The organism is Nocardioides pacificus (assembly GCF_054775955.1).
Map to the genome: position 1 here is coordinate 561,615 of NZ_BAAHCI010000015.1, position 18,662 is coordinate 580,276.

19 protein-coding genes are annotated in these 18,662 nt (G+C 71.9%); 8 read left to right on the forward strand and 11 right to left on the reverse strand.

Going from position 1 to position 18,662, the window contains the following annotated elements; translation table 11 throughout:
• Window positions 1-43 precede the first annotated feature (43 nt).
• Window positions 44-1,642 carry a methyl-accepting chemotaxis protein gene (locus ACYU7L_RS21180; RefSeq protein ID WP_460800720.1) on the reverse strand — a complete coding sequence of 533 codons (1,599 nt, stop codon included), beginning with the start codon at window positions 1,640-1,642 and terminating at the stop codon, window positions 44-46.
• A 134-nt stretch (window positions 1,643-1,776) separates the two neighbouring features.
• On the opposite strand from ACYU7L_RS21180, the gene ACYU7L_RS21185 reads away from it, so the two are divergent.
• Window positions 1,777-2,346, forward strand: a complete 570-nt coding sequence (locus ACYU7L_RS21185) for a GNAT family N-acetyltransferase (RefSeq protein WP_460800722.1) — start codon at window positions 1,777-1,779, stop codon at window positions 2,344-2,346.
• 223 nt (window positions 2,347-2,569) lie between these two features.
• Here the strand turns inward: ACYU7L_RS21185 and ACYU7L_RS21190 are convergent, their stop codons facing one another.
• The 4 genes from ACYU7L_RS21190 to ACYU7L_RS21205 form a co-directional block, all read right to left on the reverse strand.
• Window positions 2,570-4,711: a xanthine dehydrogenase family protein molybdopterin-binding subunit gene (locus tag ACYU7L_RS21190; protein WP_460800724.1), complete on the reverse strand. Its 2,142-nt coding sequence runs from the start codon at window positions 4,709-4,711 to the stop codon at window positions 2,570-2,572.
• Window positions 4,708-5,718, reverse strand: a complete 1,011-nt coding sequence (locus ACYU7L_RS21195; protein WP_460800727.1) for an FAD binding domain-containing protein — start codon at window positions 5,716-5,718, stop codon at window positions 4,708-4,710. The genes ACYU7L_RS21190 and ACYU7L_RS21195 overlap by 4 nt, the downstream gene beginning before the upstream one ends.
• Window positions 5,715-6,248, reverse strand: coding sequence for a 2Fe-2S iron-sulfur cluster-binding protein (locus ACYU7L_RS21200; RefSeq protein WP_460800729.1), 534 nt, complete (start codon window positions 6,246-6,248; stop codon window positions 5,715-5,717). The genes ACYU7L_RS21195 and ACYU7L_RS21200 overlap by 4 nt, the downstream gene beginning before the upstream one ends.
• A gap of 78 nt (window positions 6,249-6,326) precedes the next feature.
• Entirely contained in the window at window positions 6,327-6,740 is a 414-nt protein-coding gene (locus ACYU7L_RS21205; protein ID WP_460800732.1) for a CoA-binding protein, read from the reverse strand.
• 77 nt (window positions 6,741-6,817) lie between these two features.
• Between ACYU7L_RS21205 and ACYU7L_RS21210 the strand changes: the two genes are divergently transcribed.
• The 3 genes from ACYU7L_RS21210 (at window position 6,818) to ACYU7L_RS21220 (ending at window position 10,180) form a co-directional block, all read left to right on the forward strand.
• Window positions 6,818-8,002, forward strand: coding sequence for an acyl-CoA dehydrogenase family protein (locus tag ACYU7L_RS21210; protein ID WP_460800735.1), 1,185 nt, complete (start codon window positions 6,818-6,820; stop codon window positions 8,000-8,002).
• A gap of 104 nt (window positions 8,003-8,106) precedes the next feature.
• Window positions 8,107-8,472, forward strand: coding sequence for a DUF1330 domain-containing protein (locus ACYU7L_RS21215; protein WP_460800737.1), 366 nt, complete (start codon window positions 8,107-8,109; stop codon window positions 8,470-8,472).
• Between the two features lie 91 nt (window positions 8,473-8,563).
• Window positions 8,564-10,180, forward strand: a complete 1,617-nt coding sequence (locus ACYU7L_RS21220) for a LamG domain-containing protein (RefSeq protein ID WP_460800739.1) — start codon at window positions 8,564-8,566, stop codon at window positions 10,178-10,180.
• Window positions 10,181-10,235: 55 nt separating this feature from the next.
• Here ACYU7L_RS21220 and ACYU7L_RS21225 read toward each other — a convergent pair whose 3' ends face one another.
• Entirely contained in the window at window positions 10,236-10,640 is a 405-nt protein-coding gene (locus ACYU7L_RS21225) for a four-helix bundle copper-binding protein (protein ID WP_460800741.1), read from the reverse strand.
• A 126-nt stretch (window positions 10,641-10,766) separates the two neighbouring features.
• On the reverse strand, window positions 10,767-11,282 hold the full coding sequence (locus tag ACYU7L_RS21230) for a DUF421 domain-containing protein (protein WP_460800744.1): 516 nt from the start codon (window positions 11,280-11,282) through the stop codon (window positions 10,767-10,769).
• Between the two features lie 40 nt (window positions 11,283-11,322).
• On the opposite strand from ACYU7L_RS21230, the gene ACYU7L_RS21235 reads away from it, so the two are divergent.
• A complete protein-coding gene (locus tag ACYU7L_RS21235; protein WP_460800746.1) occupies window positions 11,323-12,522 on the forward strand; it encodes a class I tRNA ligase family protein in 1,200 nt (399 codons plus the stop codon).
• Between the two features lie 7 nt (window positions 12,523-12,529).
• Here the strand turns inward: ACYU7L_RS21235 and ACYU7L_RS21240 are convergent, their stop codons facing one another.
• Window positions 12,530-13,213 carry a GAF and ANTAR domain-containing protein gene (locus ACYU7L_RS21240; RefSeq protein WP_460800748.1) on the reverse strand — a complete coding sequence of 228 codons (684 nt, stop codon included), beginning with the start codon at window positions 13,211-13,213 and terminating at the stop codon, window positions 12,530-12,532.
• 264 nt (window positions 13,214-13,477) lie between these two features.
• Between ACYU7L_RS21240 and ACYU7L_RS21245 the strand changes: the two genes are divergently transcribed.
• Window positions 13,478-13,687 (forward strand): hypothetical protein, encoded by a 210-nt coding sequence (locus ACYU7L_RS21245; RefSeq protein ID WP_460800750.1) that lies wholly within the window; start codon window positions 13,478-13,480, stop codon window positions 13,685-13,687.
• Entirely contained in the window at window positions 13,684-13,959 is a 276-nt protein-coding gene (locus ACYU7L_RS21250; protein ID WP_460800752.1) for an ANTAR domain-containing protein, read from the forward strand. The genes ACYU7L_RS21245 and ACYU7L_RS21250 overlap by 4 nt, the downstream gene beginning before the upstream one ends.
• Window positions 13,960-13,966: 7 nt before the next feature.
• Here the strand turns inward: ACYU7L_RS21250 and ACYU7L_RS21255 are convergent, their stop codons facing one another.
• The 3 genes from ACYU7L_RS21255 to ACYU7L_RS21265 form a co-directional block, all read right to left on the reverse strand.
• A complete protein-coding gene (locus ACYU7L_RS21255) occupies window positions 13,967-15,241 on the reverse strand; it encodes a metallophosphoesterase (RefSeq protein ID WP_460800754.1) in 1,275 nt (424 codons plus the stop codon).
• A gap of 94 nt (window positions 15,242-15,335) precedes the next feature.
• Window positions 15,336-16,973, reverse strand: coding sequence for an ABC-F family ATP-binding cassette domain-containing protein (locus ACYU7L_RS21260; RefSeq protein WP_460800756.1), 1,638 nt, complete (start codon window positions 16,971-16,973; stop codon window positions 15,336-15,338).
• A gap of 9 nt (window positions 16,974-16,982) precedes the next feature.
• Window positions 16,983-17,801 carry a hypothetical protein gene (locus ACYU7L_RS21265; protein WP_460800758.1) on the reverse strand — a complete coding sequence of 273 codons (819 nt, stop codon included), beginning with the start codon at window positions 17,799-17,801 and terminating at the stop codon, window positions 16,983-16,985.
• Window positions 17,802-18,056: 255 nt separating this feature from the next.
• On the opposite strand from ACYU7L_RS21265, the gene ACYU7L_RS21270 reads away from it, so the two are divergent.
• Entirely contained in the window at window positions 18,057-18,656 is a 600-nt protein-coding gene (locus ACYU7L_RS21270; protein WP_460800760.1) for a flavodoxin family protein, read from the forward strand.
• The last annotated feature ends 6 nt before the right edge of the window (window positions 18,657-18,662 follow it).

Here is an 18,662-nt window from a genome sequence, read left to right on the forward strand (position 1 = left end):
TCGTGCCGTGACTGTGCCATGACCTGTCAACCGCGGACCTCGCTCAGAGCGTGAAGCGACCCACCGCCTCCTGGAGCTCCCCGCTCATCCGGGCCAGCTCGATCGCCGCCGTCTGGGCGTCCGCCGCCCGCTCGGTGGTCTGCTGGGTGCCGGCAGCCAGGCCCGAGATGGACTCCGCGATCTGGCGCGAGCCGTGAGCGGCCTCACTGACGTTGCGGTTCATCTCGTTGGTGGTGGAGGTCTGCTCCTCCACGGCGGCGGCGATGGTCGACTGGTAGTCGTTGATCTCGCCGATCACGCCGCTGATGTGGCCGATCGCCTCCACCGCACCGGCGGTGTCGGACTGGATCGCGGCGACCCGGCTGGAGATGTCCTCGGTCGCCCGAGCGGTCTCCTGAGCGAGCTCCTTGACCTCGCTGGCCACGACGGCGAAGCCCTTGCCGGCCTCGCCGGCTCGCGCCGCCTCGATGGTCGCGTTGAGCGCCAGCAGGTTGGTCTGCTCGGCGATGCCGTTGATCAGCTTGACGACCGCGGCGATCTCCTGCGAGGAGTCCCCGAGCTTGCCGACCATCCGGGTGGTCTCCTCGGCGACCCCGACGGCCTGACCGGCCACGCGGGCGACCTCGGTGACGTTGACGGCGATCTCGCGGATCGCGGCGTCCATCTGCTCCGAGCCGCTGGCCACGGTGTCGACGCTGTGCGCGACCTCGCCCGCCGACCCGACGACCATCTCGGCCTGGCCCGCGGCGGTGCGAGCGTTGTCGGCGATGCCGTCGGCGACGCCCGTGAGCTGCTCGGACGCCTCACCCAGGCGCGTGGCGGAGCTGCCGACCAGCGTCAGCACGGCGCTCAGCGAGTCGAGCGTGCGGTCCACCGATGCGGCGACCTCGCCGATCTCGGCGCCGCCCGTGGTGCCCACGCGGACGCTCAGGTCGCCCCCCGCCACCTGGTCGAGGACGGCGTTGACCCGGCGGACCGGGCCGATGATGCTGCGGACCAGGAGGAGGGCCGCCGCGATCGAGGTGGCGAGCGCCACCAGGATGATCGCGATGGTCCAGGTGCGTGCCGAGGTGTAGGCGGCGTTCGCCTCATCGGCAGTCGTGGTCGCCGTCACCTCCGCCGCAGCGGTGGCATCCACGAGCGAGCTGGCGATGGCCAGCTCGGCCTCGTTCATCTCCGTCAGGATCCGGTTTGCCTCCGCGGGGTCGCTCTCCAGTCCGAGCGTCTGCAGCTGCCCCAGAAGACCCAGGTAGCGCTCCGTGCTCGTTGCGAACTCGTCGAAGGCCGCTGACGTGTCCCCCGACAGCTTCATGGCGCGGACCTGCTCGGTGTGCTCCTGCATCTCGCCCAGCGTGGCAGCAGAGTCCTTCTGGGCGCGCTCGATGGACTCAGGGGGCAGCGTGGTGATCGCGGCGCGCGCGGTGTAGGCGGACAGCTCCCACCAGTCGGCCTGCAGCTGGCGGAGACCGTCGAGCGGGACGGCGCCCTCGGTGTAGACCTGATCGGCCTTGTCACTGATCGTCGACATCCGCTGGATGCCGAAGGCCCCGACGGCCACGGTGGTCAATGCGATGAGCACGATCACCCCCACGAGGCGTCCACGTAGGCCGATGTGTTGCAGGGCGCTGCTCTGAGGGCTCATCTGGGGTTCCTTCCCCGTCCTGGCGCTGTCGGGTACACGCCTCCAGGGGCAGTCATCGGCAGATCGAGCAGCGTTCTGAGTGCTCATCTCCCACTGGTCCGGACCAGCGGCGACGGCGCAGGCATGATGAGCCCATGGCCACGAAGCTCGATACGATCGACTGGCCCGTGCGCACGGACCGGCTCTCCCTGCGACCTCTCGCACCCGATGACCTGCCCGCCATCTGGCGGATCCGGCGGATCGAGGAGGTCAGCCGGTGGATGACCTTCGCGCCCCGGGACTTCGCCGCCTTCCAGCGGCTCTTCCTCGACCCCGACAGGCTCGCCCGGACCCTGGTGGTGGAGCTCGACGGCGCGATCATCGGCGACCTGATGCTGGCGGTCGAGGACGCGTGGGCACAGACCGAGGTCGCTGAGCAGGCGCGCGGCGTGCAGGCGGAGATCGGCTTCGGCCTGCATCCCGACCACGTCGGGCACGGCTATGCCACCGAGGCGGTCCGAGCGCTGCTGAGGATCTGCTTCGTGGACCTCGGCCTGCGACGGGTCACGGCCAACTGCTTCGCCGACAACGAGCGCTCCTGGCGGCTGATGGAGCGGATCGGGATGCGCCGTGAGCTGCACACCGTCCGCGAGTCGCTGCACCGCTCGGGCGAGTGGCTCGACGGCTACGGCTATGCCCTGCTGGCCGACGAGTGGCACCCCTGAGTCGGCGCAAGTGCGCGCCGTACGACGCCCGAGTCGGCGCGAGTGCACGCCCTAGGACCCCCGAGTCGGCGCAAGTGCGCGCCGTACGACGCCCGCTTGCGCCGACTCGGCGGGTTCGGGGTGAGCGTTAGCGCCGACTCGGCGGGTTCGGGGTGAGCGTTAGCGCCGACTCGGCGGGTTCGGGGTGAGCGTTAGCGCCGACTCGGCGGGTTTGGGGTGCGCGTTAGCGCAGAGTCGGCTCGGACAGGAAGTGGTCGGCCGTGACCGGCAGGTCGCGCACCCGCACCCCGGTGGCGTGGAAGGTGGCGTTGGCGACGGCCGCAGCCGTGCCGACGATGCCGATCTCGCCGAGCCCGCGTGAGCCCATCGGCGACACGGAGGTGTCGGACTCCTCGAGCCACTCGGCATCGATGTCCAGCACGTCCGCGTGAGCGGCGACGTGGTAGGTCGCGAGGTCCTGGGTGACGACATGGCCGAAGCGGGGGTCGCGCACCCCCTCCTCGAAGAGCGCGGCGGAGAGCCCCATGGTGAGCCCGCCGATCAGCTGCGAGCGGGCCGTCACCGGGTTGATCACCTGCCCCACGGAGTAGACGCCCAGCAGCCGCGGCACCCGGATCTCGCCGGTGAAGCGGTGCACCCGCGCCTCCGCGAAGACTGCCCCGAAGGAGTGCAGGGCCAGCCCGCCGCTCATCGGGTCGTTGGCAGGCGACGCGGTGGTCTCGGCGCCGACCGCGGGTGCGTCGCCGTGCGCCTCGCGGAAGGCCTGCGCGGCCGCCACGATCGCGGTGCCCCACGAGCTGGTCCCCGACGACCCGCCCGCCACCGAGGCCGACGGCAGGTGGCTGTCGGCGAGGGCGAGGTCGATGTCCCCGACCGGGCGCTCGAGCGCGTCGGCGGCGATCTGGGCCAGCACCGTCCACGCCCCGGTGCCGATGTCGACGGCGCCGATCTCCACGGCGAAGCGGCCCTCGCCCAGCGCGCGCACGGTGGCCTCGTTGCCCGGCATCACGTTGGCCGGGTAGGTCGCCGCGGCGACCCCGGTGCCGACCCACCACGCGCCGTCCACTGTCGCGCGCGGCTCGACCGGCCGCTCCGCCCAGCCGAACCGCTGGGCGCCCCGACGGAAGCACTCCATCAGCTGCCGGTCGTTGAAGGGCTGGCCGGTCTCCGGGTCGAGCTCCGGCTCGTTGCGCGAGCGCAGCATGATCGGGTCGACGCCGCAGGCGACGGCGAGCTCGTCCATCGCCATCTCGTGGGCGTAGGCGCCCGGCATCTCCCCGGGCGCGCGCATCCACGACGGCACCGCCACGTCGAGCTCCGCCACCCGATGGGTCGTACGACGGTGCTCGGCGGCGTACATCATCCGGGTGACCGTCGCCGTCTGCTCGGCGAACTCCTTGATCGCCGACGTCTGCGACTCGGCGCGGTGCTCGATCGCCTCGAGGCGACCGTCGAGGTCGGCGGCGAGGCGGAAGCGTGACACCGTCGCGGTGCGATAGCCGGCCAGCGCGAACATCTGCTGCCGGGTCAGCGCCAGCCGCACCGGACGGCCCGCGTTGGTCTGGGCGGCGAGCGCGGCGACCACCTCGTGGCAGTGGGGCAGGCCCTTGCTGCCGAAGCCGCCCCCGACGTACGGCGCGACGACGCGCACCTGCTCCGGCTCCATCCCGAGCACCCCCGCCAGCGTCGATGCGACACCGTGCACCCCCTGGGTGGAGTCCCACAGGGTGAGGCGCGGCCCCTCGCCGTCGAGCGACCACCGGGCGGTGACGGCGTGTGGCTCCATCGGGTTGTTGTGCTCGTGCGGCGTGCGGTAGGTCGCCTGCATCAGGGTCTGCGCGGCGTCGAAGGCACTGTCGGGGTCGCCCTCCTCGGTGTCCGGGGCATCGCCCGCGTTGACCTCCTCGGGCGTGTAGAGCTCGCTGTCGTCGGTGAAGTCGGCGCGGTGCGGCTCGACGTCGTAGTCCACGCGCACCAGCCGGGCGCCCTCGCGGGCGGCCTCGGAGGAGCGCGCCACCACGCAGGCCACGACCTGGCCGTGGAAGGCAACCCGGTCGTCCTGCAGCACGGCGAGCTCGCGGTCGTCGGTGTCGGCGAGTCGCGGGGCGTTGGTGTGGTCGAGCACCGAGACGACGCCGGCGTGGGCGAGCGCCGCGGCGTCGTCGACGCGCACGATGCGACCCTTGGCGATCGTCGAGGTCACCAGCCACAGGTGCAGCGGATCCTCGATGCCCTCGTCCGCTCCGTGCTCGACGGCGTACGTCGCGGCCCCGGTGACCTTGGCGCGGCCGTCGTGGCGCAGCTCAGGGGAGCCGACGGACCTGGTGCCGATGGGGGTCGCGAGGTGCTCGGGGGTGGGGCTCATCGGTCGCCTCCCTGCGTCCGGTCCAGCTGCGATCCGGCCAGGCCGGTCAGCACGAACGCCGTCGCACCCCGCACCATCGCGAGCTTGTAGGCCGTCTGGTCGGTGGTCGTCGCGTCGGCGAGCTCGGCGTCGACGGCGGCCCGCACCGTCTCCTCGGTGAGCGGCCCGCCCCGCAGCATGTCCTCGGCGCGCCGAGCCCGCCACGGCTTGTGCGCCACCCCGCCCCAGGCGATGCGCACGTCGCGCACGGTGTCGCCGTCGAGGTCGAGCGCCGCCGCGACCGAGACCAGCGCGAAGGCGTACGACGCGCGGTCGCGCGCCTTGTGATAGCCCGAGCGAGCGGCCATCGGCAGATCCGGCAGCTCGACGGCGGTGATCAGCTCGCCGTGCTCCAGCGTGGTGTCCTGGTCGGGCCGATCGCCGGGCAGCCGGTGCAGCTCCTCGAACGGCACCCGCCGCTCCCCGTCGGGGCCGAGCACGACCACGGTCGCGTCCACCGCTGCGAGCGCCACCGCGAGGTCGGAGGGGTGCACGGTCACGCACTCGGGGGAGGCGCCGAGGATCGCGTTGTAGCGGCCGTAGCCCTCGGCGGCCGAGCAGCCGGTGCCGGGCTCCCGCTTGTTGCACGGCGTGCTCAGGTCCTGGAAGTAGACGCAGCGCGTGCGCTGCAGGAGGTTGCCGGCCGTCGTCGCCTGGTGACGGATCTGGCCGGAGGCTCCCGAGAGGAGGGCACGCGCGACGACCGGGTAGCGCCGGCGCAGCTCGGGGTGTGCGGCGAGGTCGCTGTTGCGCACGTTCGCGCCGATCCGCAGGACGCCGTCGACGTCCTCGACCGTGTCCATGCCCAACCGCCGGACGTCGACCAGCGTGGCCGGTGTGGCGATGCCCAGCTTGAGGTGGTCGACGAGGTTGGTGCCGCCGGCGAGGAAGGCCGCCTCAGGATCGGCACTCACCGTGGCCACGGCACCCGCGGCATCGTCCGGGCGCTGGTAGTCGAGCTCCCTCATGCCGAGCCTCCGTTCGAGGCGGTCTCGCGCACGGCGGCGAGGATGTTCGGGTAGGCGCCGCAGCGACACAGGTTGCCGCTCATCCGCTCGCGGATCTCGTCGTCGCCGAGGTCGACCGGGTCGATCGGGCCGCACAGGTCGCCGGTCACGTGGCTGGGCTGGCCCTGCGCCGCCTCGTCGAGCATGCCCACCGCCGAGCAGACCTGGCCCGGCGTGCAGTAGCCGCACTGCAGGGCGTCGTTGTCGAGGAAGGCCCGCTGCATCGGGTGGAGATCGCCGTCGGCCGCATCCGCCAGCCCCTGGGCGGTGACCACCTCGGAGCCGTCGTAGGCCACCGCCAGCGCGAGGCAGGTGAGGTGGCGTCGCCCATCGAGTAGCACCGTGCACGACCCGCACTGGCCGTGGTCGCAGCCCTTCTTCGGCGACGTCACCCCCAGTCGCTCGCGCAGCGCGTCCAGCAGTGTCGTGCGGGTGTCCACACGGAGCCGCCGCGGGCTCCCGTCGACGGTGAGCTCGATCTCGGTCTCCACTGGTTCCCCCTCGTCAGTCGTGCCGAGGAGGGCGGTATCCGGATAGGACCCGCGCAAACGGGCCGGGGTGGAACAGGCTCAGCCCGAGCGGCGCCACTCGATCGCGGGGCAGGTGTCCATCACCATCGCGACCCCGGCGTCCGTCGTACGACGGAACGCGTCCTCGTCGATCACGCCGAGCTGGAACCACACCGCCTTCGCCCCGATCGCCACGGCCTCGTCGGCGAACTGGCCGGCCGCCTCCGAGCGGCGGAACACGTCCACGACGTCGATGGGGAAGGGCACGTCGGCCAGCGTCGCGTAGCCCTGCTCGCCCAGCACCGTCGGCGCGGTGGGGTGGATGGGGACGATCCGCTTGCCGCGCTCCTGCAGCAGCGAGGCGATCGAGTACGCCGTGCGGCTGGGGTCTCCGGAGAGGCCGACGACCGCCCAGGTCTCGAGGTCGTCGAGCATGAGGGAGACGGCTGCGGGGTCCTGCCAGTTCGCGCTCATGGAGCCACGCTACGACCGGGGCCAAGGGGGTCTGCGCTGGATGCATCGCACAACTACCGGCGCGTAGGATTGGGCGCATGAGCTCCCAGGATTCCTCGTCGTACCCGCTCTATGCCCTCTCCGAGGAGCACCAGGCGATCCGGGAGGCGGTCCGTGCGGTCTGCGACGCGAAGGTGGCGCCCTTCGCCGCGGCCGTCGACGAGGAGGTCCGCTACCCCCACGAGGCGGCGGCCGCGCTGCTCGCCGCCGACTTCCACGCGGCCCACGTGCCGGAGGCGTACGGCGGCGCCGGGGCCGACGCCCTCGCCACCGTCCTGATCATCGAGGAGGTCGCCCGCGCGTGCGTCTCCTCGTCGCTGATCCCGGCGGTCAACAAGCTGGGCTCGCTGCCGGTGCAGATCGCGGGCTCCGAGGAGCTCAAGGCGAAGTACCTCGGCAAGCTCGCGGCCGGAGAGGGTGGCTTCTCCTACTGCCTCTCCGAGCCCGACGCCGGCTCCGACGCACTGGGCATGAAGACACGCGCCGTGCGCGACGGCGACGAGTGGGTCCTCAACGGCGTGAAGCGCTGGATCACCAACGCGGGGGAGTCGGAGTACTACACGGTCATGGCTGTGACCGACCCCGACAAGCGCAGCCGCGGCATCTCGGCGTTCGTGGTGGAGAAGTCCGACGCCGGCGTCTCCTTCGGGGCTCCGGAGAAGAAGCTCGGCATCAAGGGCTCGCCGACCCGCGAGGTCTACTTCGACAACGTCCGCATCCCGGCCGACCGGATGATCGGCGCCGAGGGCACCGGCTTCGAGACCGCCATGAAGACCCTCGACCACACCCGCGTCACGATCGCGGCGCAGGCCGTCGGGGTCGCGCAGGGGGCGCTCGACTACGCGCTGGGCTACGCCAAGGAGCGCCAGCAGTTCGGCAAGGCGATCGCGGAGTTCCAGGGCCTGCAGTTCATGCTCGCCGACATGGGGATGAAGGTGGAGGCCGCGCGGCAGATGACCTACGCCGCCGCCGGGCGCAGCGAGCGCGGGGACGACGACCTGACCTTCTTCGGGGCGGCCGCGAAGTGCTTCGCCTCCGACGTCGCGATGGAGGTCACCACCAACGCGGTGCAGATCCTCGGGGGCTACGGCTACACCCGCGACTACCCGGTCGAGCGGATGATGCGCGACGCCAAGATCACCCAGATCTACGAGGGCACCAACCAGGTGCAGCGGATCGTGATGGCGCGCCAGCTGCTCGCCGGGGTGCAGTCCGAGATCTGATCGCGGAGGCTAGTTGGGCGCACCGCCCAGTTGCTGAGAGCTGAGCGACCAGACCCGGGACGGGGGCTCTCGGACGCAGGGCGCCGCGTGCCAGGATGCCGCCCATGGCTGTTGACCCCCGCGGTGCCGACCTCAAGAGCTTCCTCGCCGATGACCCGGGCGGTCCGGTGGTGATGCTCAATCTCCTGCGCTTCGCCGATGGCGGGCGCGAGCTCTACGCGCAGTACGGCGCGGCCCTGGCGAAGACGTTCCTGCCCCGGTACGGCGCCCAGGTGCTCTACGCCGGCGACGGCTCCAGCGTGCTGGTGGCCGAGGACGGCCAGCAGTGGGACGCCGTGGTCGTCGTCCGCTATCCGTCGCGCGCGGCGTTCGGCCAGATGGTGGCCGACCCGGAATACCAGGAGGTCACCGAGCTCCGCACCCGTGCCCTCAGCGAGGCCGTCCTCCAGGCAACCGTCCCCTGGGGCTGAGCCGACCCGACGGCGCGCTTCGTCGGGCGAGCGACCGAAATGTCACAGTGGGGGCTCAACATCGCCTCCCAGCCGCCCGATAGGTCCAGACATGCCGACTCACCCTGCGTGCAGCCCCCACGACTCGGCGCGGCGGCGGTTGCTGCTCGCGCTGACCGCCCTCGCCCTGGTCGTAACCAGCCTCTCTCTGGTCACCTGGGCGCCCGCCCCAGCGGCCCAGGCCGCCTCACCGGCTCTGGCGGTGTCCCCGGCGAACCACGTCGGCGGTCAGCGCCTGACGTGGACCGGCAACGTCGGCGCCCGTGGCGTGCGGTCGCTGGTTCTGCAGTTCCACATGCTGCGCCCTGGCGACCGGTGGACGACAGTGAAGGGCTTCAGCGCGAAGACCCGTGCTGACGGTGGCTTCTCGTTCGCCTACCCCGCGCCGGGCATGTTCAACATCCGCTACCGGGTCAAGGCGGGACGACACGTGTCGCCGTCGCGGCTGTTCAACGCCAAGAGCGAGGACCTCACTCTGCGGGTGACCGGGCAGGAGGACAACAACGCCGGCCAGCCTGCGTCGGTCTCCGAGAACAGGTCCTTCGGGATCACGGTCGACACGGCCCCGGACAACATCTTCCGCAACCCGAGCTCCCGCAACCTCCCGGTCTTCCCCGGCCGGCCGGTGACCCTGCAGCGCCGCATCGACGGTGCCTCGTGGGCGACCGTGGCCACGGCCGCCGTCGGAGACGGCGGGCTGGCCCAGTTCACCGGCCTCACGGAGAAGGCAGGGGTCTCGGTCTACCGGGCCCGCCTGGAGGACTACCGCCGCGACGGCCACAACATCGGGTGGACCCACTCGTTCCCGCTCTTCGTCTACACCGGCTCCGCGGCCTGGAACGGCTACCAGCAGGAGCGTCGGCGCGCAGAGAACGCCGTCTCGACCGCGCCCCCGCGGATCCCCGACTCGGGGGTCGGCAGGGCAACGCCCACCGCCAGCTCGCGCCACCGCTGGGGCAAGATGCTCTGGGACTTCGCCTGGGAGCACGGCCAGTCGCTGACCGACGGCCCGAGCCGTGGGACGCGGCCCCGTGGTCGCTGGGTCGACTACGTCGACGGCGCCGGACGGGTCAGCAGGTACAACGGCCAGCTGACCCTCGACAGCAAGCGCTACGCCGGCGCAGGCATCGGCGACTTCGGCACCACCCACGCCACCTTGAGCGGCAACGCCGCCAAGCAGGGACGGTGGGAGGCGCGGATGCGCGTCCGCGGCGCCTACGAGGCCGGTGGCCGCAGCTACGGGATCCTGGCCGAGCTCGTCCCGGCCCGAGCCTCCGACTACGACTGCGGCACGCACAACATCACGATCGCGAGCGTCTCGCCGTTCTCGCGCCGGGTGACCTTCGGTGCGCGCTCCCCGCAGCGCAGCTGGAGCGGCGCCGCGACCGCCTCGGCCACGCCCCTGCGCTCGGCCTACGCCGTCGCGGTTGAGGTGTCCAAGCGGCACATCACCTGGTTCCTCGACGGCAAGCCGATCGGGTCGGTGAAGAGCCGCGCGGCCTACGCGGGCGTGCCGATGACGATCCGGCTCTCGCTGGTCGGACAGGGAAGCGAGGAGATGAACCACGTGAGCCTGGTCTCCGACTGGGTGCGCGGCTTCCCCATCTCCTCCGGGAAGCACACCGTGGCCCGCAAGAAGCTGACGGGCCGGCCGGCCTCGGGCTGCTGACGCCTGACGGGCCGGCCCCCTCGACGGGGCCGGCCCCCGTCGGCGGGGCGCTGCGTCAGCCCAGGGTGGCGAGCAGGTCGCGGCAGGCCTGCTCGCAGCGGCGGCACGCGTCGGCGCAGACCTTGCAGTGCTCGTGCATCTCGGCGTGCTCGCCGCACTCGTCGCCACAGGCCCGGCACGCGGTGGCGCAGGTTTCCAGGATGCTGCGCAGGACCTCCGTGCTCGGCTCGGTGCGGCGCGACAGGACGCGCCCTGTCGTCACGCAGACGTCGGCGCAGTCGAGGTTCGTGCGGATGCAGGCGCGCAGGTCGGCCACCATGTCCTCGGCCAGGCACGCGTCGGCGCACGACGTACAGGTCTGGGCGCACGCGAGGCAGGCGTCGATGCACTCGGCGAGCCTCTCGTGGTCGATCCCGCTCAGTCCGAGGGGGTGGGTCTGCAGCATCTGAGTCGTTGCCATGACTTTCCTCCGTTTCTCTGCGGGGGACCCGGCCGACCGCCTCGGCCGGCGGTACGGGCCCACGTGGAGGCGTACCCGAGGCGGGCGCCGCCATGCGTGGCGGCAGCGCGACGCAGGGCGGGAGGATCAGCCCCGGTGGCCGGAGACGCCCTGCAGCGCCGACCGGTCACCGGCCCTGCTGGCGGGGATGACACTCAGGGTCCCGTCACTCTCGAGGACCACGGCGCCGACGGCGCCGACCTCCCCTGACCCGCTGGCGCGGATCGCCTGGCGCACCTCGTCAGCCGTGACCCGTTGCTGGCGCAGCGCCCCGTCCAGCAGCCGCCCATCGCGCAGCAGCAGCGTCGGGCGCGCGGTCACCACGGATCGCCCTCCGGGCAGTCGGGCCGTGAGGGCGGCCACCACGTACTGGAGCCCGGCCAGCACGATCAGGGCCGCCGCGCCCTCCGACCACGACACGTCCTTGCTGAGGAAGATCGTGGCGAGCGTGGATCCCAGGGCGACGGTCACCACGAGGTCGAAGGCGTTGAGCTTGGCGAGCGTGCGCTTCCCCGAGACGCGCAGCACCACCACCAGCAGGGCGTAGGAGGCGGGGCCCACGAGCAGGACCCTCACGATGTCGGACCAGGTGTCGAACCACATGCCGTGCTCGTACCCATCTCGATGAGGCAGACTCGGCTACGTGTCCATCCCTGCTGCTCGCCCCGCCGTCCCGGACCTGCTCGGTGTCGTGGGGACCGCCGGCCGCTACCCCGTCCCCACCCCTGAAGCGCTCGGTCTGACCCTCGCCGGACGCCGGGTCCTGCCGGTCGGCCCCCTGCGGGTCTACACCTGCGGCATCACGCCGTACGACGTGACGCACGTGGGCCATGCCTCCACGTTCGTCTGGGCCGACCTGATCGCGTCGCTGGCGCACGCCATCGGCGTCGAGGCGGTCCTGGCCCGCAACGTCACCGATGTCGACGACGTGCTGACCGCGGCGGCCCGGGGGAGAGGCTGGGACTACGACGAGTTCGCGCTGAGCCAGGAGTTCCTCTTCGACCGGGACATGCGCGCGCTGTCCGTGGCCAGGCCGTCGATGGCCCCGCACGCGCGCGGCCACGTCCGACACGTCGCGCGGCTGGCGGCGGCGCTGCTGGACGCCGGCGCGGCCTACGAGACCGACGGCTTCGTCTACTTCCGCGGGGAGGGCGTGCTGGGCGAGCGTGACCGGGCCGCGGCGCTGGCGGCCTCCCGGGAGTTCGGCGACCAGCAGGACCTCTCCGGGCGCGAGTCGGAGTTCGACGTGCCCGTGTGGCGGCCGTCCCCCGAGGAGCACCCGGCCTGGCCGAGTCCCTGGGGCTGGGGCCGGCCCGGCTGGCACGCCGAGTGCGCGGCGATGGCGGTGGCGACGCTCGGCAGCTCGGTCGACGTGCTCGTCGGCGGCTGCGACCTGGCGTTCCCCCATCACGCCTACCAGGCCGCGATGGCGGAGGCCGCCACCGGCGTCGCGCCGTTCGCCCGGACCGTGGTGCACGTGGGAGAGGTGCGCCTGGACGGCGAGAAGATGGCGAAGTCCACCGGCAACCTCGTGCTCGTGCGCGACCTGCTCGAGCGCCACGCGGGCCCGGCCGTGCGCCTGGCGCTGCTGAACCGGGCCTGGGATCAGTCGTGGGACTGCGTCGAGGACGAGTTCGACCAGGCGGCCGGAGACCTCGAGCGGTTGTACGCCGCGGCCGGCTCGGGGTCACGCGGCACGGGAGAGGCCGCGCGCCACGAGGTGCTGCGCGTCCTGGGCGAGGAGCTCGACGTGCCCGGCGCCCTCGGACTGGCGCTAGCCGACGGCGGTGCGGCGGCGCGCTTCCTGATCGACGTGCTCAAGCTGCGTGAGGCCGGGGTCTGAGACAGGCTCAGCCGGGGCGCAGCCCGACGTCGAGGACTGCGCGGGCCACGGCCTGGACGCTCGCACCGTGGGTGCGCGCGTGCGAGCGCATCCGCGCGAAGGCCTCGTCGACGTCGACGCCGTACTCGTTGGAGAGCACACCCTTGGCCTGCTCGATCACGATCCGCGATTCCAGCGCACCCTGCAACTGCTCGGCGAGTCGCCTCTGCTTGTCGTAGAGCGAGGCGTTGATCAGGTAGGCCGTCGCCATGTTGGCCATCACCTGGGCCGCGGCCAGGTCGCGCTCGCTCCACTTTCGGGGTACGGCGGAGTAGAGGTTGACAGCTCCCACGCCCTGGTCGTGCAACCGCATCGGCACACCTGCGACCGCTTCGATGCCGATCTCCCTGGCCACCCGGAGGTAGGCCCCCCAGGTCGCTTGGCTCTCGGCGAGCGACTCGACCGCCACGATCTGCCCGGTGCGGAACGCCGTGACGCACGGGCCGTCCTGGACCTCGGACTGGGCGCGCTCGAGGAGCTCGATGTGGGCCGGGACCGCGGTGACGAGCTCGAGACGGCCGTCGCGGGCCAGCGTGACGCCGCTACCGGCGAGACCGAGGACCTCGGTGAGCCGCACGGTGAGTCCGCTCAGCACGGTCTCGACGTCGTACGAGGTGAGCAGCGTCGAGGTGAACTCCGTGAGCGTGCTCATCAGGAGTGTCGGATCGTGCGTCACCACTCACCACCTCCCGGGACCTTGGTCCCCTCCCGCCGCATGGGCTTGCCATTCGCTCCGCCGACTGTTTCCATGTTATTCGCATCACGCAGCCCGTCCCGGACCCCGACGGAGCCGAGTCACCCCAGAAGCCGGTGGCCGCCCTAACCGTGTCAGCGAGTCACCGGGGTGCCTGTCTTGATCTATTCCTCATCCTCCGCCACATCATCGCGTGCGTCGACCCGTCGGGCCAGACCCCGGATGGACCACGCCGTTCTCGAGATGCTCCGTCTGGTCTCGACCGACGACTGGTCCGCCGAGATCGCCGCCGCCAGGTTGCGCGATCTTGCCGACGGCGACGAGCGCGTGCTGCGCCATCTCCGCGCCCGGGTGGCGCGTGCGCTGCTCCAGCGACCCACCAGCGTCGGCGTGCGCGCCCACGCCGCCCTCGACTTGGCGCTGCGCTCATGAGGACGGAGGCAGCCGCACGGCCGTCGGTGTTCACGCCCACCATCGACACGATCAAGGTCGAGCAGGCCAAGGGCGTCCTGATGCTCCGCTACGGGATCAACTCCCACGAGGCCTACGCGGTGCTCTTGCGGTGGGCGCATGAGGCCGGCACCGACACCGGCCGCATCGCCCACGTCCTGCTGCACGCGATCTGCCAGAACGACCCCGTCACTGAGCAGCAGGAGTCGCACCTGGTGCGTTGGTTGACGTCTCAGCTGCGCACGCTCCCGTGACCCGGGATCACGAGCCGTAGGGCAGCAGATCCCCGGAGCGCTCCGTGATCCGGCCGTCCCGGATCACGGCATGCCCGGTGGGGACCGAGTCCCGCAGGCGGACGTTGTCGGGCAGCCTCCGCTTGGTCTGCCAGATCCACCCCGATCGGGAGATCGGCTCCATTGACCGGGTCTCGAGGTCGACGGTGCCGTCGGCATACACCTTGCCGATCGCGAACTTGGTGCGGCCTCCGGCCATCACGCCGCCGTGTGCGAGCTGCACGGGTTCGCCCGGAGAGGTCTGGGTCATGGTGTTGGCGTGGACCTCGCCGGCGAAGTAGAAGTCGACGTCGTAGTCACGCAGGGCCTTCCACAGGTTGGAGTTGGCGCCCCCGTCGATCATCAGCCCCGACGAGCCGCGGATCTCAACCGGGGACAGGGCCGGGTTGTGGCCCTGGACGATGATGGTCGCATCGGACGGTGCGGCCCCCAGGACCTTGCGGAGCCACGTCAGGTGCCCGCTGGTGACGTCGTGACGCATGCCCTGCTTGGTCGCGTCGAACACGTCGAGGGTGACCAGGAGCACCTTCGGGTGGAGGTACGTCGCGTACGAGGTGTTGGCGAACGGAGTCCCTACCGGTCGGGAGGCGTACTTGCGTCGTCCGTCGGGGGAGGTGAAGTTGGCGGCCCAGACGCGCTTGAAGGCGCCCACCCCGGCGAGCTTGAACGTGCCGCGAGGCCAGGGGTTGTCCCCGATCTCATGGTCTCCGACCGCCGGGTGGACGTTGTCCATCGAGATGCCGTTGTCGGAGAAGAACGAGCGCCACTCCCGGTAGTAGAAGGTCCCGGCCCGCTTCACGGCTGCTCGCTGCTGACGCTGCGTGGACACCCGACCGAAGACTCCGCTCCCACTGGGGTCGCGGCCCCAGTGCCCGTTGACGGCGTCACCGGCCATCAGGACGTCGTCGGCGCCGAAGGAGGCCAGGTGGCTGTAGACGTGGCGCACGTTGGCGGCCCAGGAGGGCGACCAGGAGTTGGGCATCCCAGGGCGCCAGGTGGACAGCTTCCGCAGGTCGCCGAGATCGCCGTTCGACAGGTCCGGAGCCGAGAGGAACGTGTAGATCGGCTCCGCGGTGGAGCGAGTGGCTGCGCTGTCGGCGGCTGTGCCGGCAGGGGCGGCGGCGGCGGGAGAGCCGGCCAGGGGAGCGGACAGGACGAGGGCCGCGAGGAGGCCCGTGCCCAGACGAGCGGAACGTCGGGGGGAGCGCCCGCGCCCGCCGCGGTGAAGGATCGTGAATGGCATGGCCGCAGTAGACGGGGCTCAGGCACTCTTTCGCTGGCTCATGCACTTATTGCCGGCCCTCAGGCCTGGTGATATAGGACACACGGCCCCGCTGCTAACAGACCGTCACCCTCCCGGCCTCCACGTGCCAGCGCGCGTCGAGCCGGACGTTGTCGAGCAGGCGCCGGTCGTGGGAGACCAGCAGCAGGGCACCGTCATAGCTCTCGAGCGCCTGCTCGAGCTGCTCGATCGCGGGCAGGTCCAGATGGTTCGTCGGCTCGTCGAGCACGAGCAGGTTCACCCCACGGCCCTGGAGCAGCGCGAGGGCGGCACGCGTCCTCTCCCCGGGGGAGAGACGCCCCACGAGGCTCGAGACCTGGTCGGCCTTGAGGCCGAACTTCGCGAGCAGGGTGCGCACCTCTGCCGGCGTCAGCTGCGGCACGACCGCCTCGAACGCGTCTCCCAGCGGCAGATCCTCGGCGAGGCCGGCGCGCGCCTGGTCGATCTCGCCGACCGCGACCGAGGCGCCCAGACTCGCACTCCCGGACTCGGGGAGCAGCTGGCCCAGCAGCAGGCCGAGCAGGGTGGACTTGCCGGCACCGTTGGGGCCGGTGATGCCGATCCGGTCCCGGGCGCTCACCTGCAACGATGCCGGCCCGAACGTGAAGTCTCCGCGGTGCAGGGTCGCCTCGTTGAGCGTCGCCACCACCGAGCTGGAGCGGGGGGCGGAGCCGATCGTGAACTGCAGCGCCCACTCCTTGCGCGGCTCCTCGACCTCCTCCAGCCGGGCGATCCGCGACTCCATCTGGCGCACCTTCTGCGCCTGCTTCTCCGACGACTCGACGCTCGCCTTGCGGCGGATCTTGTCGTTGTCGGGCGCCTTCTTGATGGCGTTGCGCACCCCCTGCGAGCTCCATTCGCGCTGGGTGCGCGCCCGCGCGACCAGGTCGGCCTTCTTGTCGGCGAACTCGTCGTAGGCCTCGCGGGCATGACGACGGGCGATCGCGCGCTCCTCCAGGAAGGCGTCGTAGCCACCGTCGTACACCGCGACCTGCTGCTGGGCGAGGTCGAGCTCCACCACGCGGGTGACGCAGCGGGCGAGGAACTCGCGGTCGTGCGAGACCAGCACGACCCCGCTGCGCAGACCGCGGACGAAGGACTCCAGCCGGTCGAGTCCGGCCAGGTCGAGGTCGTTGGTCGGCTCGTCGAGCAGCACGATGTCGAAGCGGCTCAGCAGCAGGGCGGCGAGGGCGGCGCGCGCGGCCTGACCACCGGAGAGCGAGGTCATCGCGGCGTCGGCGCCCACGTCGAGGCCGAGGTCGGCCAGGACCGCGGGGATCCGCTCGTCGAGGTCGGCTGCGCCGCTGGCCAGCCAGTGGTCCAGGGCCACGGCGTACGCGTCCTCGACGCCGGGGGCGCCCGACTCCAGCTCCGTGGCAGTGGCCTCCATCGCGGCCGTGGCCTGAGCAGCGCCGGTGCGCCGGGCGATGTAGCCGGCGATGCTCTCGCCCACGATCCGCTCGTGCTCCTGGGGGAGCCAGCCCACGAAGGCGTCGGACGGAGCAGTGGAGACCGTCCCGGACAGCGGGGTGTCGACACCGGCGAGCAGCCGCAGCAGCGTGGTCTTGCCGGCCCCGTTGGCGCCGACGACCCCCACCACGTCGCCGGGGGCGACGGTCAGGTCCAGGGACTCGAAGAGGGTGCGGTGGGCGTGCCCTCCGGACAGGTCCTTCGCCACGAGGGTTGCGCTCACGCGTGCATCCTAGGTGCGCTCGGGTCTCGCCAGCTCCCGGAGGCTGTTCTCGTTCCAGCGGTGGGCGGTCATCGCCAGGCGTACGGCGCACACCGCTGTCAGCACGAGGACCACGAGGAAGGGGGCCACCATGCCGGTCTCGGAGGGATCGTCGTGCAGGGTGTGCACGACCGGGGTGAGCAGGATCGGGACGCACATCAGGGCGGCCCAGGTGAGCTGCACGGTGGCCAGCGCAGCGCCGAGGGGGCGCGCGCGCAGCAGCAGGACGGCGGCGATCGCCGCCAGCGGCAGGAAGAGGGCGAGGTCGAGCACGTGCACGGGGTTGGTCGGGACACCCCACTGCGCGGCGCTCGAGGAGCCGTTGCCCGCGCGGAGGTCGGTGGCGATCTCACTGAGCCAGGCGATGCCGAACGCGACCGGCACCAGCAGCAGCACGAACCCCGCGACCCAGCGGACGGCGCCGCCCGGATGGTGGTGGAACCACTCGAGCTGCCAGGCGCCGATGACCAGTGTGTAGGCGGACAGCCCCAGCAGCGCGACCCACGGCAGGAAGAGGACGCCGAAGTCCACCGAGAAGGCATGGATCCCATAGTCGTAGAGCAGGAACTGCACGACCCCGAGCCACAGCATCCAGGCACCGAACGAGCCGCGGCGGGCAGCGATGACCAGTCCCACCAGAAGAGGTACGACGAGCAGCGTGGTCGCGTCCTGGGCGAGGGCGGCGTGTCGCAGCATCGGCTCAGTGTCGGCGTAGATCCGGTCCGGCAGGACCAGGCCGACCGTCGCGGTGGCGGCCGCCAGCAGTGCCAGGACCAGGGTGAGGATCACGGGGAGGCGCCCCAGGCGCGCTCGGCGCAGGACGGTCCGGGGTGTGGAGGAGTGACGCGACGTCCTCCGGCGGCTGCCCATGTCACCATCCGACATCCGGGGCGGGCACGGGGGCAGAGTCCAAGAGCCCGGGATCGGGGGGCGTCGGTCCCGGGGCGCGTGGCGGGGGCGGCGGTGGACGGTGCGTGGTGGGCACCGGGGACCTAGGGCCCTGTCCGCCGCCGCGCCCGAGGAGGAGCGTGGGGAGCAGAGACGATGGAGGTGGACACCATGCGAGCGCTGGTGATCTTCGAGTCGATGTGGGGCAACAGCGAACGGGTGGCCCGGGCGATCTCCGAGGGATTGGCCGAGGGCCTCGCCGGAGGGCCGGCCGGAGAGTCTGCCGGAGAGTCTGCCGGAGCATCGGGCGCCGTCGAGCTCGTGGAGGTCGAGCTCCTGGAGGTGGGGGCCGCCCCGGCGACCCTGCCCGAGGACCTCGACCTGCTCGTGGTGGGCGGGCCGACCCATGCGTTCTCCCTGAGCCGGCACTCCACGCGTGCCGACGCGCTCGGCAAGGGAGCCACTCGGCCCTCCGCCGAGCCTGGACTCCGGGACTGGCTGGAGGGGTTGGGCTACGGCCCGCACCGCGCCGTGGTCGCGACGTTCGACACCCGCGTCGCACAGGTCAAGCACCTGCCCGGCTCGGCGGCGCGCAAGGCGATGAAGATGCTGCGCGAGCGGGGGTTCGACGCCGTTGCCCACCCCAAGAGCTTCTTCGTCGCCGACATGGCGGGACCGCTGCTGGACGGGGAGATCGAGCAGGCGAGGGCCTGGGCGCGCGACCTGGGTGCCCGGCAGCTGGTGCGCCAGCACTGACAGCGG

What these genes read in the sequence shown, in the direction of transcription:
- ACYU7L_RS21245 (WP_460800750.1), top strand. Translation starts at nt 13,478, where the DNA reads ATGGACCACGCCGTTCTCGAGATGCTCCGTCTGGTCTCGACCGACGAC.
- ACYU7L_RS21215 (WP_460800737.1), top strand. Translation starts at nt 8,107, where the DNA reads ATGGCTGTTGACCCCCGCGGTGCCGACCTCAAGAGCTTCCTCGCCGAT.
- ACYU7L_RS21225 (WP_460800741.1), bottom strand. Translation starts at nt 10,640, where the DNA reads ATGGCAACGACTCAGATGCTGCAGACCCACCCCCTCGGACTGAGCGGG.
- ACYU7L_RS21205 (WP_460800732.1), bottom strand. Translation starts at nt 6,740, where the DNA reads ATGAGCGCGAACTGGCAGGACCCCGCAGCCGTCTCCCTCATGCTCGAC.
- ACYU7L_RS21250 (WP_460800752.1), top strand. Translation starts at nt 13,684, where the DNA reads ATGAGGACGGAGGCAGCCGCACGGCCGTCGGTGTTCACGCCCACCATC.
- ACYU7L_RS21240 (WP_460800748.1), bottom strand. Translation starts at nt 13,213, where the DNA reads ATGAGCACGCTCACGGAGTTCACCTCGACGCTGCTCACCTCGTACGAC.
- ACYU7L_RS21210 (WP_460800735.1), top strand. Translation starts at nt 6,818, where the DNA reads ATGAGCTCCCAGGATTCCTCGTCGTACCCGCTCTATGCCCTCTCCGAG.
- ACYU7L_RS21255 (WP_460800754.1), bottom strand. Translation starts at nt 15,241, where the DNA reads ATGCCATTCACGATCCTTCACCGCGGCGGGCGCGGGCGCTCCCCCCGA.
- ACYU7L_RS21220 (WP_460800739.1), top strand. Translation starts at nt 8,564, where the DNA reads ATGCCGACTCACCCTGCGTGCAGCCCCCACGACTCGGCGCGGCGGCGG.
- ACYU7L_RS21195 (WP_460800727.1), bottom strand. Translation starts at nt 5,718, where the DNA reads ATGAGGGAGCTCGACTACCAGCGCCCGGACGATGCCGCGGGTGCCGTG.
- ACYU7L_RS21180 (WP_460800720.1), bottom strand. Translation starts at nt 1,642, where the DNA reads ATGAGCCCTCAGAGCAGCGCCCTGCAACACATCGGCCTACGTGGACGC.
- ACYU7L_RS21230 (WP_460800744.1), bottom strand. Translation starts at nt 11,282, where the DNA reads ATGTGGTTCGACACCTGGTCCGACATCGTGAGGGTCCTGCTCGTGGGC.
- ACYU7L_RS21270 (WP_460800760.1), top strand. Translation starts at nt 18,057, where the DNA reads ATGGAGGTGGACACCATGCGAGCGCTGGTGATCTTCGAGTCGATGTGG.
- ACYU7L_RS21185 (WP_460800722.1), top strand. Translation starts at nt 1,777, where the DNA reads ATGGCCACGAAGCTCGATACGATCGACTGGCCCGTGCGCACGGACCGG.
- ACYU7L_RS21190 (WP_460800724.1), bottom strand. Translation starts at nt 4,711, where the DNA reads ATGAGCCCCACCCCCGAGCACCTCGCGACCCCCATCGGCACCAGGTCC.